Annotated in this window: 15 protein-coding genes and 1 pseudogene; 7 read left to right on the top strand and 9 right to left on the bottom strand. The window is 71.9% G+C overall.

Going from position 1 to position 13,566, the window contains the following annotated elements; translation table 11 throughout:
• Positions 1–28: 28 nt before the first annotated feature.
• On the bottom strand, positions 29–754 hold the full coding sequence (locus AB0K18_RS40785) for a SpoIIE family protein phosphatase (RefSeq protein WP_364925991.1): 726 nt from the start codon (positions 752–754) through the stop codon (positions 29–31).
• Positions 755–1,110: 356 nt separating this feature from the next.
• Here AB0K18_RS40785 and AB0K18_RS40790 point away from each other — a divergent pair, with 356 nt between their 5' ends.
• The 3 genes from AB0K18_RS40790 to AB0K18_RS40800 are packed head-to-tail and all read left to right on the top strand — an operon-like array spanning position 1,111 to position 4,048.
• Positions 1,111–2,265, top strand: a complete 1,155-nt coding sequence (locus AB0K18_RS40790; RefSeq protein ID WP_364925993.1) for an ATP-binding protein — start codon at positions 1,111–1,113, stop codon at positions 2,263–2,265.
• A complete protein-coding gene (locus AB0K18_RS40795) occupies positions 2,262–3,380 on the top strand; it encodes a hypothetical protein (RefSeq protein WP_364925995.1) in 1,119 nt (372 codons plus the stop codon). The genes AB0K18_RS40790 and AB0K18_RS40795 overlap by 4 nt, the downstream gene beginning before the upstream one ends.
• The gene (locus AB0K18_RS40800; RefSeq protein ID WP_364925997.1) at positions 3,377–4,048 is read left to right on the top strand and encodes a response regulator; all 672 of its coding nucleotides are present in this window, start codon (positions 3,377–3,379) and stop codon (positions 4,046–4,048) included. Before AB0K18_RS40795 ends, AB0K18_RS40800 begins: the two co-directional genes overlap by 4 nt.
• A 78-nt stretch (positions 4,049–4,126) precedes the next feature.
• Here AB0K18_RS40800 and AB0K18_RS40805 read toward each other — a convergent pair whose 3' ends face one another.
• The gene (locus AB0K18_RS40805) at positions 4,127–4,714 is read right to left on the bottom strand and encodes a Uma2 family endonuclease (RefSeq protein ID WP_364369254.1); all 588 of its coding nucleotides are present in this window, start codon (positions 4,712–4,714) and stop codon (positions 4,127–4,129) included.
• Positions 4,715–5,001: 287 nt separating this feature from the next.
• Between AB0K18_RS40805 and AB0K18_RS40810 the strand changes: the two genes are divergently transcribed.
• From AB0K18_RS40810 to AB0K18_RS40820, 3 genes are all read left to right on the top strand, one after another.
• Entirely contained in the window at positions 5,002–5,667 is a 666-nt protein-coding gene (locus AB0K18_RS40810) for a lytic polysaccharide monooxygenase (RefSeq protein ID WP_364926000.1), read from the top strand.
• A gap of 268 nt (positions 5,668–5,935) precedes the next feature.
• Positions 5,936–6,229: a hypothetical protein gene (locus AB0K18_RS40815; protein WP_364926002.1), complete on the top strand. Its 294-nt coding sequence runs from the start codon at positions 5,936–5,938 to the stop codon at positions 6,227–6,229.
• A complete protein-coding gene (locus AB0K18_RS40820; RefSeq protein ID WP_364926004.1) occupies positions 6,229–7,290 on the top strand; it encodes a C45 family peptidase in 1,062 nt (353 codons plus the stop codon). Before AB0K18_RS40815 ends, AB0K18_RS40820 begins: the two co-directional genes overlap by 1 nt.
• 4 nt (positions 7,291–7,294) lie before the next feature.
• Here AB0K18_RS40820 and AB0K18_RS40825 read toward each other — a convergent pair.
• From AB0K18_RS40825 to AB0K18_RS40850, 6 genes and pseudogenes are all read right to left on the bottom strand, one after another.
• Positions 7,295–7,447: pseudogene (locus AB0K18_RS40825) on the bottom strand (acyl-CoA dehydrogenase family protein); the annotation flags it as partial.
• A gap of 7 nt (positions 7,448–7,454) precedes the next feature.
• Positions 7,455–8,060: a hypothetical protein gene (locus AB0K18_RS40830; RefSeq protein ID WP_364926006.1), complete on the bottom strand. Its 606-nt coding sequence runs from the start codon at positions 8,058–8,060 to the stop codon at positions 7,455–7,457.
• Positions 8,061–8,117: 57 nt separating this feature from the next.
• Positions 8,118–8,906 (bottom strand): alpha/beta hydrolase, encoded by a 789-nt coding sequence (locus tag AB0K18_RS40835; RefSeq protein WP_364926008.1) that lies wholly within the window; start codon positions 8,904–8,906, stop codon positions 8,118–8,120.
• A gap of 44 nt (positions 8,907–8,950) precedes the next feature.
• Entirely contained in the window at positions 8,951–10,156 is a 1,206-nt protein-coding gene (locus tag AB0K18_RS40840) for an amidohydrolase family protein (protein WP_364926009.1), read from the bottom strand.
• Positions 10,153–10,575 (bottom strand): GAF domain-containing protein, encoded by a 423-nt coding sequence (locus tag AB0K18_RS40845; protein ID WP_355418923.1) that lies wholly within the window; start codon positions 10,573–10,575, stop codon positions 10,153–10,155. The genes AB0K18_RS40840 and AB0K18_RS40845 overlap by 4 nt, the downstream gene beginning before the upstream one ends.
• Positions 10,572–11,960, bottom strand: a complete 1,389-nt coding sequence (locus AB0K18_RS40850; protein ID WP_364926010.1) for an MFS transporter — start codon at positions 11,958–11,960, stop codon at positions 10,572–10,574. Before AB0K18_RS40850 ends, AB0K18_RS40845 begins: the two co-directional genes overlap by 4 nt.
• 169 nt (positions 11,961–12,129) lie before the next feature.
• Here AB0K18_RS40850 and AB0K18_RS40855 point away from each other — a divergent pair, with 169 nt between their 5' ends.
• Positions 12,130–13,011 carry a MurR/RpiR family transcriptional regulator gene (locus AB0K18_RS40855; RefSeq protein ID WP_364926012.1) on the top strand — a complete coding sequence of 294 codons (882 nt, stop codon included), beginning with the start codon at positions 12,130–12,132 and terminating at the stop codon, positions 13,009–13,011.
• 12 nt (positions 13,012–13,023) lie between these two features.
• Here AB0K18_RS40855 and AB0K18_RS40860 read toward each other — a convergent pair whose 3' ends face one another.
• A complete protein-coding gene (locus AB0K18_RS40860) occupies positions 13,024–13,557 on the bottom strand; it encodes a hypothetical protein (RefSeq protein ID WP_345399917.1) in 534 nt (177 codons plus the stop codon).
• Positions 13,558–13,566: the final 9 nt, after the last annotated feature.

A 13,566-nucleotide genomic window follows, 5' to 3' on the forward strand; every position in this document is an offset into this window, starting at 1 on the left:
TTACGGGCATACCCGGCCTTCCCGGCGTTCAGGCCGTCACGAACTCCGCGATGATCACCGTGGCGTCGTCCTTGGGCTCCTGAGCGGCCATCTCGTCGTAGATGCGGTCCAGGCAGGACGCCGGCGACGCGCCCGCCGCGAACAGCACCTTCAGCCGCTCCGCCCCCAGCGCGTCGAGCGCCCCCTCGCTCGCGATCGCCACCCGGTCGCCCGGCCGCAGCGCCACCGTGCCCACCTGCGGGCCGAACGGGCCAGGCATGCCGACGCGGCACTCGCCGTACGCGGGGGTCGTCAGCAGCCGCGCCTGCCCGCCCTTCTGGCAGTGCCAGATCGTGCCGCCCCCGGCGTGCACGAACCGCAGCCGCGGCGTCTCCGTACGGTCGAGCACCACCAGGTCCAGGGCGCCGGACAGGCCGTCGCCCGACGCCCGCACCGCGCGGTGGGCGGCCTGCGCGCACTCGTCCAGGTCCTCCTCGCACACTCCGCCGTGCTGCGGCCGGGCCGCCACCACCGTGCCGAGGGTCAGCGCGGCCGCCGTGTGCGCCCCGCCGCCCATGCCGCGGGCCGCGGCGATCATCCGCTCCTGCACGACGTACGCGTCGGACGGGCTCGCCTGCCCGCCCTCGTACGTGCCGCCCACCGCCACCAGCCGCGACCGCGACACCGGCATCCCCGCCGGCCAGTTGCCCTGCCTGCCCCTGACCGTCATCACCGAGAGGCAGCCCAGCAGGAACGTGATCACGAAAACCGTCATGAGGTCCCCTCCCCCTGCCGCGATCACCGCGGCACACCGATCCCAGTGAACGCTTTTTACGCGCGCGGCAACTGACGGCCGATCGACCGTCATGTCGTGACGTCCGGACGGGGACAGATTTCGGGGTGAGGGCCGACACCACGCAGGACACCGCGGCCACCCCGGTGACGAGGATGACACACACATGCCACCCATCACGCGCGACCCCACCGCGTACCCGGCGACCCCTCCGGGAGCGGGCGGGATCTTGACAAGGCCGGAAACCCTGGTGACAACAGGATTTGACGCCTTATGGAGCATCATGCCCTGCGTTATCGTGAGTCCCGTCTTGTGCCCATCTCGCGTGCGGACGGCTCATGGCTCACTCCGGCTCCACGAGATACGACTCGGCCACCAGGCAGCTGGAGAAGGCGGTCGCCCGCACGGCCTCCGGCGCACGCAGCGCGGTCGGGGTGGTGGCGGTGGTCGCCGCGCTGTTCGGCGCCGTACCTCCGGTCTCGCTCGGCTGGCTCGTGCCGATGCTGCTCGTCCACCTGGCCTGGACCGCGCTGCACCTGCGGGTCTTCCTGCGCGCGCTGCCGCTGCCGCACTGGCTGGTGGCCGGTGATGTGGCCGCCACCGTCGCGCTCTGCCTGGCCCAGGTCCACCTGGTGCCGTCTGAGGCGCTCAACACCGGGTCGAGCTTCGTCTCGGGGCTGGTCACGATGACCATCGTCCTGGCCGGCGCCCGATGGCGTCCCCGTCTGGCCGTGCCCGCCGGGCTCGTGGTGGCCGTGTCGTTCGCGGCCGGCGTCCGCATCGCCTCGCCCACGCACGACGTGACGGGCCCGTTCGGGGTCAACATCGTGCAGCTGCTCGCCATCGCGCTGCTGATGGCGCTGCTGCGCCGCTCGGCCGCATCCGCCGACGCCTTCCTGCGGCAGAGCGCCCAGGCCGAGATCGCCCGCATCGTCGAACGCCTGCGCCGCGAGGACGAGCTGCGCCAGGTCAGCAGCATCCACGAGACCGCGCTGCACACGCTCACCATGGTCGGGCTCGGCACGTACGACAAGCCGTCCGCCACCCTGCGCGCCCAGGCCGGCACCGACCTCACCGCGCTGGAGAAGCTGCGCGATCAGCCGACCGCGGACCCCGCGCCCATCGCGCTCGACGCGCTGCTCGACGAGGTCGCCGGGCGCGCCGACGGCCTCCAGGTACGCCGCGACCTCACCCCCGAGACCGTCCCAGGCGAGGTCGCCGAGCGCTTCGCCCGCGCCGTCACCGAGGCGCTCGCCAACGTCGCGCTGCACGCCGGCGTCCGCGAGGCCGAGCTGGTCTGCGGCCGGCGCGACGGCACGATCAGGGTCGAGGTGGCCGACCACGGGCGCGGCTTCGACCAGCACCGCCTGCCGCCCGACCGGTTCGGCGTCCGCGGCTCCATCCTCGACACCATGCGCTCCCTGCCGAACGGCGGCGCCGCCATCACCTCCGGCGACCGCGGCACCCGCGTCAGCCTGTGGTGGCGGCCATGACCGAGGAGATCGAGCAGGTAGCCCAGCGCTACGCCCGCTACACCGCGCTCGGCGCGGTCGTCATCGCCGCCGTCTGGCACCTCGGCTACGACCTCACGGTCACTCTCACCGGCTGGAGCTCCTTCCGCTGGCCGATCGTCGTGCTCGTCGCCTGGGTCGTCTACTCCGTGATCCTGGTGATCGGCGCGCTCGCCCTGGCGCGTACCTCCAGCGGCCCCGCGCGCATCCGCGAGCTCGCCGTCGCCGCGCTCGCCGTGGACGTCGCCGTCATCCTCGCCTGCCGCCCCGGCGAGCTGCTCGGCATCAGCGACTGGGGATGGGGCTCGGTCGGCTGGCTCGCCGTCATGCTGAGCTGGAACCGGCCCCGCTGGAAGGCCGAGATGATCGCCTTCCTGAGCGCCAACGCCGGCATCATGCTCCTCGCCATGGCGCTCTCCGGCTCGCTCGACCGCGTCTCCATCGCCAAATACCTCGTCGTCATCGCCGGCGGCGTCACCATGCAGCTCGGCTACATGGCCGGCTGCCACATGCTGCGCGCCCGCGCCGAGGAGACCGTGCTGCTGGCCCGCAGGCTCGCCGCCGACGACGCCTGGCGCGAGTCCGCCCAGCGCATCCACGCCGACCGGCTGCGCCGCTACGAGGCCATCCGCGACGTCGCCGAGAACCTGCTCCACCAGCTCGCCGACGGCGCCGACCCCGGCGACCCGCGCGTCCGCGAGGACTGCACCGCCGGCGCCGCCCGGCTGCGCCGCCTCATCACCGAACGCGAGGACGTGCCCGACGAGCTGGTGTCCGTGCTGCGCGAGCGCATCGACGCCGCCGAGCGCCGCCAGGTCCTCGTCACCGCGCCGCCCTTCGGCGAACGGCTGCCCGAGCTGCCGGACGGCGTCCGCGAGGACCTGCTCAGGGCGCCCGTCCGCGCGCTCGACGGCGCGAGGTCGCGGGCCAGGGTGACCGTGTCGGCCATGTCCACGATGGTCAGCGTCGCCGTCGTCGCCGACAACGAGGACCTGCCCGTCAGCCCCAGCCCCGTACGCGAGGCCAGCGGGGTCGTCGTCAGCTACCAGCGGCAGGGAGGTGAGGTGTGGGTCAACAGCATCTGGGAGGGCCGGTGACCGTCGCGCTGGTGGAGGACCACCAAGTGGTGGTGGACGGCGTACGGTCGTGGTTCGGCCCGCCTGGTCCCGTCACGCTCGTCGCCCAGGGGCCCACCATCGAGTCGGTCGGCGGCGTCGCCGCCGACGTGCTGCTGCTCGACCTCAACCTCAACGGCACGATGGTCATGGACCGCATCGCCGGGTTATGCGCGGGCGGGCAGCGCGTCATCGTCTTCTCCGAGCACGAGGAGCCGGAGATCGTCCGGGCCGCGCTCGACGCCGGCGCCTCGGCCTTCATCGGCAAGGGCCGCGCCACCCGCGAGTCGTGCCTGGAGACCATCATGGAGGTCGCCGCCGACCGGCCCAGCGTCACGCCTCCCATGGCCCAGGCCATCGCCACCGACGAGGGCCCGCACCGTCCGCAGCTGTCCGACAAGGAGCGGATGGCGCTGCTCTACTGGTTCCAGTCGATGTCGAAGGCGTCGGTGGCGGCCCGCATGGGGATCAAGGAACGTACGGTGCGGCAGTACATCGACCGCGCCCGCGTCAAGTACGCCGCCGCCGGCCGCCCCGCACCCACCAAGGAGAAACTCCTCATCTGCGCCATCCAGGACGGCCTGGTCCAGCCGGACGAGGTCACCGTCTACACCTCCCTGGCCGCGAAAACCTCACGGGAAGAGGGATGAGAACCCTGGACCCCGGCCACTCCCGGCAGGAGGGGGCCGGCAGACCCGGGGCCAGGCACATCTCCTGCGTCGGAGGGTTCAGCGGTGCTCGGCGCTGAGCACGACGGGATCGAAGGCGAGCGGGAAGGGCGCCGTCAGGTGAGCGACCGTGCCTGCCTTGTGAATGGCGGGCTCGCCATATCCGTCGCCGTCGAGCCGGTAGGTGTAGAGAGCAGGTCCTTCGTCGGGCTCGATGCGCCAGTAGTGAGGGATGCCTGCCCGGGCGTACGCGAAGGGTTTGATGCTTTGATCATGGGTGGTGGTGCTCGGGCTGCCCACCTCCACAGCGAGGAGCAGGTGACGGGGCGCGAACATCAACTCCACATTGCTAGCCGCTTCCGCGCGGACCACGACTAGGTCGGGGATGTAGAAGTTGCTGTCGGTCACCCGCAGATTGACAGTCGCCAGTGGCTCCAGCCCGGGCGGTGCCGCATCATCGAGCAACCGCTGCAGGCGGTAGATGATGCGCTGGTGCAGGGGCGTAGGGGCTGGACTCACCAGTAGGCTCCCGTTAAGAAGCTCGTAGCGGTTCCCATCGTCAGGGAAGCCGAGCAGGTCGTCGACAGTGAACGGCGGCTTGCCGGGGAGAACGGTTCGCTCAGTCCCGGCCGGCTCGATCGTTGCCATTGCGGTCACCCACTCAGTATCGAGATTCTCGCCCTCGGCCACATGCTACTTACCCGTATTTCATCACTCTTAGTTTTGGCGCCGTTACAGCTCGCCCTCTTGAAAGTTTCAAGTCTCTGAGCAATGTCGGGAAAGCCCTTTCCGCAGCTCAACCCCCGATGCGGGACCACCCTCCGCGGAGCTGACAGCGGGCATCACTTGGCCGGACCACGGCCGTCAGATACCGTCCCCCCACCAGGAGCGCTCCTCATCACCGGCAACCCCCGACCGGAACACGGAGACCGCACATGCCCCAAGCACCGCACCGCCGCAGGGCGCCGCGCGCCCTGGTCCTGCTCTTCTCCATCGCGATGATCCTGCTCGTGCCGTTGACCGGCACCGCATCGGCGCACGGTTCCGTCGTCGACCCGGCCTCCCGCAACTACGGCTGCTGGCTGCGCTGGGGCAGCGACTTCCAGAACCCCGCCATGGCGCAGCAGGACCCGATGTGCTGGCAGGCGTGGCAGGACAACACCAACGCCATGTGGAACTGGAACGGCCTCTACCGTGACAACGTCGGCGGCAACCACCAGGCCGCCGTGCCCAACGGCCAGCTCTGCAGCGCCGGCCGCACCCAGGACGGCCGCTACCGCTCCATGGACACGCCTGGCGCGTGGAAGACGACGAGCCTCGGCGGCACGTTCAACATCCGCCTGACCGACCAGGCCCACCACGGCGCCGACTACATCAGGGTCTACATCACCAGGCAGGGCTACGACGCCACGACGACGGCCCTCGGCTGGAACCACCTGGAACTGATCAGAGAGACCCCCAGGTACGCCCCCGGCGGCGAGTACATGATCACCGGCCTCAACAAGGGCTCCCGCACCGGCCGCCACATCGTCTACACGATCTGGAAGGCCTCCCACATGGACCAGACGTACTACTTCTGCAGCGACGTCACCTTCAGCTGAAAGAGCCCGAAGACCTCCCGGCCGAGGGAACTCCACGCAGACGCTTCCTTCGTCGTGGTTGCGGACCGGCATCCCCCGACCTGACGACCGGCCGGTCGTGGAAGGCTCTCCCCGTCTCCCTCCACAGGGGAGGCGGGGAGAGCCTTCCGTCATGTCGGGGTCAGATCGCGCCGATACCGTCCGCGAGCCGGGCGCATGGTGAGAGCGTGAGGCCGGCCTGCCGCCACGGGCGGAGGATGGTGGAGGTGCGGAGGCCAGGAGGACGCCGGTGCCCGAGGCGTTCAGCAGCGGCGCCACCTCCGTGGCCGCGCCGGTGGGGGCGCAGATCAAGGCGTCCATGGGCGTAGCCAGCAACGCGCGGGAGCCGTCCTGGGAGCCGACGCCCGCCTCACGGGAGAGGTTCCGCGCCCTGCTGGCCGGGGTAGTGGCCTTCCGCGTGCACGTACGGTCGGTACAGGCCATGTTCAAGCTGAGCCAGGACATCGACGCCGAACGGTACGAGCGCGTCCGCGCCGACTTCGCCGCCGACAATCCGCGGCTCGCCGATTTGATGGACAAGTGATGACTTTTCCTACTTTCTCGTCCAGCCAGACCGAACCCCGGCTCCGCGGCAAGGAACTCGGCACCCACCTGCGCAAGCACATCGCCGCCAACTACGCCGGCTACACCGACCTGTTCGCCGTGGCCGGCGCCACCTCCGCGCAGGTGCGCGCGTGGGGCGAGCGGGCCCTTGACCGCAGCGCCGACTGGGCGCCGAACCTGGCGGAGGAGATGGCCGGGATCGCCGCGGGCGCCGGTCTGGAGCCGTGGCAGGTCGCCGTCGTCAACGCGCGTACGGAGATCCTGGCCGCCATCGACGCGATCGGGCATGGCGAGTGCTCGACCTCGGTGGTGCTGCCCGAGAGCGGCCCGCCGCGTACGGTGCAGACGTGGGACTGGCACGACCACCTGCGCGACGCGCCCATCCTGTGGGAGCTGGAGCCGCGCCCAGGGCACGTCGTGCGCACGTTCACCGAGGCAGGGGCGCTGGCCAAGATCGGGATCGGCACCGCAGGGCTGGGCGTGCACTTCAACATCCTGCGCCACGAGTCCGACACCGCCGACCTCGGCGTGCCCGTGCACCTGATCGCCCGCCGCATCCTCGACGAGGCGGCCTCAGTCGAGGAGGCGGCCGAGATCGCCCGCTCGGCCCGGGTGTCGGCCTCGACCGTGATCACGGTGGTGACGGAGTCGGACGCGGGATCCATCGAGATCTCCCCGGCCGGCGTGGCCGTCATCCCGCCGGGGCCCGACGGCGTCCTGCTGCACTGCAACCACTTCCTGGACGCGGACCTCGCGGCGGGGGAGCGGCACGCCACCCAGCGGCCCGGCACCTACGACCGGTTCCGCCACCTGAGCGACCACGTCGAGGGGCTGAGCCAGGACGATCAGAACGCGCGGGCGCTCGCCATGCTCAGCCACGCTCCCGCCGCGCCCGTCTGCGCGCATCCCGACCTCACCCAGCCGCTCAACCAGCGGTGGGAGACGCTCGCCATGATCGGGCTCGACCTGCCCGCCGGGCGGCTGCGGGTGCACCAGGGCGGGCCCTGCCAGGTCACCGAGGCGACCTGGCAGACGTTCTGAGCCCTCACGTGAAGGCGGCGATGCCGGTCAGCGCCTTGCCGATGACCAGTTGGTGGACCTCGGAGGTGCCCTCGCAGGTCAGCACCGACTCCAGGTTCACCGCGTGCCTGATCACCGGGTATTCGAGGGTGACGCCGTTCGCGCCGAGCAGCGTGCGGCACGGATCAGCGCAAAGTCACCGACGACAGCGGCCGGCCGTTGTGGTCGAGCAGTTCGGCCTCCACGCCTTCGCGGGCGGGCCACCAGGCCAGCGCCTGCAGGCCGTGCTCGGGCACCACGACGTCGCGCGCGTCGATCCGCACGCTGCCGACCTCGGCCGACAGGCGCAGGATGCCGTACGCCGCCCACCGGAACGGCCGCCGCAGCCAGGGCACCCGGCTGACGTTGAACCGGGAGCCGCGCCCGGCGGGCGCGTGCCCGTGCAGCACGTCGGCCGCCGGGCGCGGGCGCAGCACATCCTCGTCGCCCGGGTCGGCCGGGGTGGTGCTGCCGGTGCGCAGCTGCCAGCGGCCCCTGCGCGGCGACAGCAGCCACACGTCCAGCCAGAACAGGCCGACGCCGTCGAGCCTGGCGAAGGCCGCCGCGGCCAGCCGGGCGCCGACGTGCAGGGAGAGCGGGGTGAAGCGGTGGCGGCCCCCGAGCGTCTCCGGCAGCTCCTTGGGCAGCCCGTGTGCGATGAGCCTGCGGCTCTCGGTGTCGGGCGTGTATCCCAGGTAATCGGCGCGGTCGACGGGGGTCATCGCGGCCACGGCCAGACGTAAGGCGGTCACCAGCGGATCGTACGGCGGCGTGCGGGGCCTGACGATGCCGCCGGGGATACATCCGCTCTAGCCCGGCCGGCTCGCCAGATCGAGCACGGCGTCGATCAGGGCGGGGCCGTTCAGCATCTCCAGGTCGTTGTGGCCGGCCCCGTCCATCTCCACGACCGTGGCGCCGGCGGCCTCGGCGACCGTGCGGCTCAGGCGGGCGGGGACGATCGTGTCGGCGGTGCCGTACACGACGACGACCGGCGCGCGGACCCGGCGGATCTGCTCGGCGACGGGGAAGCGGTCCCGCAGGAGGGGGCGTACCGGGAGGAAGGGGTAGTTGACCTGGCCGGCCGCCGCCAGGTCGGTGAACGGCGAGCGCAGCAGCAGCCCGTGCGGCGGGCGCTCGATGGCGAGGCGGGTCGCGACCGCCGCGCCCAGGCTCTCGCCGAAGTACACCACCCGGCGCTCGCCCAGCCAGTCGCGGGCCGCCAGCGCGTCGCGGAACAGGCCCTCCTCGTCCGGGTCGCCGGGGTTGCCGCCGTAGCCGCGGTAGTCCATGAGCAGCACCCCGAGACCGTGCGCCGCCAGCGCGCTCGCCAGCGGCGCCCGGTGCAGCCGGTTGCCCGCGTTGCCGCCCATCACCAGCACGGTCACGTCACGCCGGCCGGGGACGTGCCAGGCGGCGAGCTCGAGCCCGTCCCGGGTGGTGAACGTGACGTCGCGCGCCCCCGGCACGACCGTCCCGGCCGGCGGCGGGGCGGCGCGGTCGGGCAGGTAGATCAGCCGCCGCTGGAACACCCACAGCAGGGCGATGAGCAGGACCGCCACCGCGGCGACGACCAGGGCGGCACGCACGAGCGTCGGCACGCCCCTCACGGTACGCACCCGCCCGTCGGCCCGCACCCTCCAGGTCAGACCACCGTGCCCGACTGGACGACGTGGCGGATGTGCTTCGGGTCGGCGAGGACGCCGATGTCCTCCAGCGGGTCGCCGTCGAGCACCAGCAGGTCGGCGTGGGCACCCAAGGCGAGCGTGCCGAGCTCGCCGGTCAGCCCGACCAGCTCCGCCGCCCCCGTGGTGGCCGCGCGCAGCACGTCGAGGGGCGACTGCACCTCGGCCCGCAGCCGGAACTCCTGGTTCTGGTGCCGGTGCATGCCGCCGAGCAGGTCCGTCCCGTACGCCAGCCGCACCCCGCCACGCGCGGCCCGTTCCAGCGCGACGATGCCCGCTTCGAGCACCTCGTCCACCTTGCGCCAGCTGCTCTCCGGCAGCCCGAAGTCGCGGCCCTCCTCCTTCAGCGCCCAGTAGGTGACCAGCGTCGGCACGAGGAACGCGTCGTGCCGCAGGAACAGCTCCACGCTGGAGTCGTCGATGAGGTTGCCGTGCTCGATGGAGCGCACCCCGGCCTCAAGGGCCCGGTTGACGGCGCGGGCGGTGTAGGCGTGGGCGGCGACGTACCGGTTGGCGGCCTCGGCCTCCTCGACGGCGGCGCGCAGCTCGTCCATGGAGTACTGGGTCGAGTCGATGCGGTCGGTGGGGGAGGCGACTCCGCCCGAGGCCATCACCTTGATGTGATGGGCGCCCTTGCGCAGCTCGTCGCGGGCCGCGGCGCGCACGGCGTCCACCCCGTCGGCCACCCGCCCGACGCCCGCGCAGCACGGATGCTCGTCGGTGAGGTGCTCGCCCCGGCCGCGGAAGTCGGCGTGGCCGCCGGTCTGGCTCAGCCCCTTGCCGCAGAACAGCAGCCGCGGACCCCGGATCAGCCCCTCGGCCTGTGCGTCGGCCAGGCCGAAGTCGGCGCCGGACGCGTCGCGCACGGTGGTGAAGCCGCGGCTCAGCATGTCGCCCATGATGCGGGCGGTGTGGGCGGTGACGTACGACGGGGGCATCGAGCGCAGCGAGCCGAGGTCCGCGCTGGAGGCGGTGACGTGCACGTGCGCGTCGATCAGGCCGGGCACGACCCGCGCGCCCGCCACGTCGATCACCCGCGTGCCGTCGGGCGCGCCGAGCCCGCGCCCGGTCTCGGCGATCTGGCCGTCGGCGCAGCGCAGGTCGGCCTCGGCGTACTCGCCGGTCTCGACGTCGAGCAGCAGCGCGTTGCGCAGCAGCAGGCTCATGCGGCACCTCCGAACGTGAACTCCTTGGCGATCGCCTGGGCGGCGGCCACCGATGCGTCGTCGTAGGCGCCCTCGGCGTCGAGGATGTTGAGCACCCCGGCGACCTCGCCGTCCCGGCCGAGCACGGGCACGTTGATGATCGAGCCGCAGCCGAGGCTCTCGATCAGCTCGTGGTCGGCGAAGATCTCCCGTACGGCGGCCTTGTCGCGGCCGAAGTACGGCTCGCGCCCCTCGATGCAGGTGCTCAGCCACTGCTGGGCCACCTCGACGGTCTTCTCGCCGCCCACGGGGTACTCGGCCGGGTGGCTGCTGTGCACGCGGCGCAGGGCCCGGCGTTCCGGCACCCAGGCGAGGACGGTGAACAGCCGCACGCCCACCTCCTCGCGGACCCGCCGCTCCAGCTCGTCCAGGTCGTTCACTTGGTCGCCTCCTCTGTGGTGGATCCGGTGGTGGATTCGGTCAGCTCTTCCAGGGATCGGCCCGCGGTGGCCAGGCCGAACACCATCACGCAGATCACGCCGGCCGCCAGCACCGCCGTGGTCAGCCCGAACACCCCGGCGAAGCCGAGGCTCGCGGCCGACCAGCCGATGATCGCCGGGGCCATGATGCTGCCGACCCGGCCGAACGCGCTGGACAGGCCGGTGCCGGTGGCGCGGATCCACGTCGGGAAGACCTCGGGGGTGTAGGAGTAGACGCCGGCGTACGTGCCGTTCAGGAAGAACGACAGCACCGCGCCCGCGAGCGTGATCGTGACGGGCGAGTCCATCTGCGACAGCCAGAACGCGCTGACCGCCGAGCCCGCGAGGTAGATGGCGATGGTGTTCTTGCGGTCGAGCCGCTCGGACAGCCAGGCCGCGGAGAAGTAGCCGGGGATCTGCGCCAGGTAGATGATGATCGAGAACTCGAAGCTCTTGGTGACCGTGATGCCGCGCTGCACGAGCAGCGTGGGGATCCAGGAGAAGAACCCGTAGTACGAGAACGTGATCACGAACCAGATCAGCCAGATGACCGCCGTCCGCCTGGCCATGGCCTTGCTCCACAGGAAGCGCAGGGCGCTGAGCAGGTTCACCTTGGGGGTCTCGGCGGCCGGCGCGGTCGCGGACTCGGGCACCGGCGGGAGCGGGGCTCCGGTGGCGCGCTCGACGCGGCGCTCCAGGTCGGCGACCACCTGCTCGGCCTCGCCCGTACGGCCCTGCTGGAGCAGGTACCTGGGCGACTCGGGCAGCGAGCGGCGCCACCACAGCAGCATGAGGATCGGCAGCGCGGTGACGACTTGCGCGATCCGCCAGCCCTCGTCGAACGTCGGCACCACGAACCGGCCGATCAGCGCCGCCGCCACGAAGCCGAACGAGAAGAACCCGGACAGCGCGCCGACGAACCAGCCGCGCCGCTTGGCCGGCACGAACTCCGACAGGAACGGCGCGATGATCGCGCTCTCGGCGCCGGCGCCGGCTCCGGCCAGCACGCGGGCGCCCAGGAAGATCTCATAGTTGGGGGCGAAGGCGGCGACCACCGAGAAGACGGCGTAGAAGGCGAGCGCGTACATCATGACCTTCTTGCGCCCGATCCGGTCGCCCAGCAGCCCGGCCGCCGTCGCGCCGAACAGGAACCCGAACGGCGTCGCCGACCCGATGATGCCGAGCTGGCCGTTCGACAGGCCCCAGGCCTCCTGGGCGCTCGGCAGCAGGAACGCGACGACGGCGGAGTCCATGCCGTCGAAGGTGTAGCCGAGGCCGCCGATCAGGAGGAGGAGGTAGTGGGGACGGCTCAGCGGGAGCCGGTCCAGACGGGCCAACAAGGTCATCGAACACACCTTTCCCCAGGTCTTGGCCCTGCAGGTCGAATGCGAAGCAACATATAGTGCGTTTCGCTGAAATTGCAATATTCTTTGCAAGTCCTGCTCGGCTGGAGCACGTACCATGGCTCCCGCCGGATGCCCGCGAAGGGCCTCAAGGAGCCGGGCGAGGAGAGGGATGACGGGCACCGACAGCTTCGAGGAATGGCTGCGCGACCGGCTGCCGGCGCGCGGGCTGCGCGGCAAGTCGGCCGCCCTGCTCGAAGTGCTGCTCTCCCAGCCGCGCCGGGCCTCGTTCGGGTCGGCGCAGGAACTGGCCCAGCTCGCCGGGGTCAACGTGGCGACCGTCACCCGTACGGCGCAGGCCCTCGGCTTCGCCGGCTGGCCCGCGCTCCAGCAGGAGCTGCGCGCCCGCTACCTGTCCTCACTCAGCGCAGGACAGGTCGCCGCCGAGCACCGCGGCAGCGGCTCGCCCAGCGCCCGCTCGCTGCGCCGCGACCTCGACAGTCTGGCATTGCTCAACCGCCGCCTCGACGAGCGCGTGCTGGTGACGATCGCCGAGGCCGTCGCGGCGGCCCGGCGTACGGTGATCGTCGCCGACGGCAGCTACGCCGCCGTCGGCATCGCCCTCGCCCACAACGCCCGCCTGGCCGGCTACCCGGTCACCGCCGTCACCGGAGGAGACGCGGAGCTCGCCAACACCATGGCCGCCAGCGCCGCGGGCGACGTCCTGATCGCGATCAGTTTCTGGCGCCTGTACGAGAGCACCGTCCTCGCCGCCGACGAGGCCAGGGCGCGCGGCGTACGCGTCTTCGCCGTCACCGACGCCGCCAGCCCCGCCCTGGCAGGGGCCGCCGAGGAGGTCGTCATGGTGCCGGCGGAGGGCGAGGCGTTCTTCCCTTCGCTGACGGCCGGCATCGCCGTCGCCCAGGCCCTGGTCACCCAGCTCGCCGCCGTGGACCCGGCGCGTACGGGGGCCTCCATCGAGGCGGCGGAGGCCATGTGGGGGAAGTTCTCCCTCCTCCACCGCCGCCCCAGCACCTCCTCGGGGGACCGCTGACCTACGGGGGTGTCACAACCAGCTGGCCCGCACGCTGGTGGCCACCTCGGCGCCTTCGGGCACGGGTGCGGACCGGGTGACGTCGAGCAGCCGAGCCACCGTCTCCACGATCTCCGGCGCCCGATCGCGCAACCCCACCACATCGGCCTCCGACACCGTGTCCCGAGGCTCGCCGGCCTTGTCCAGCACGTCTTCGAGGTCCGACAGCCGCAGCAGCAGCCACTTCAGCGGCTCCTGCGACAGTCCTTTGTCGAACACCCGCTGCCCCGGCTCCCAGCCGTCCACGCCAGGATGGTGATGCGTGCGATCGAAGCTGCCCGGCTTCCCCGAGACCGACTCCAGCAGGTCCACCCGCCAGATCGGCCGGTCGACGGTGATCGGCCGGGCCGAGTAGATCGACCCCTTCAGCTCACCCGTCTCCAGCCGGCGCAGCTCCAGCCGCACGCCGCGCTCGGCCCCCTCCTGCCCCTTCATGGGGTGGGGATCGACGAAGAAGATGTCGCTGACGGCCACGCCGATGCGATCGAAGCCGAAGAGGTAGAGCACGGAAGACCA

Source organism: Nonomuraea sp. NPDC049421 (assembly GCF_040677005.1).
GTDB classification, from domain to species: domain Bacteria; phylum Actinomycetota; class Actinomycetes; order Streptosporangiales; family Streptosporangiaceae; genus Nonomuraea; species Nonomuraea salmonea.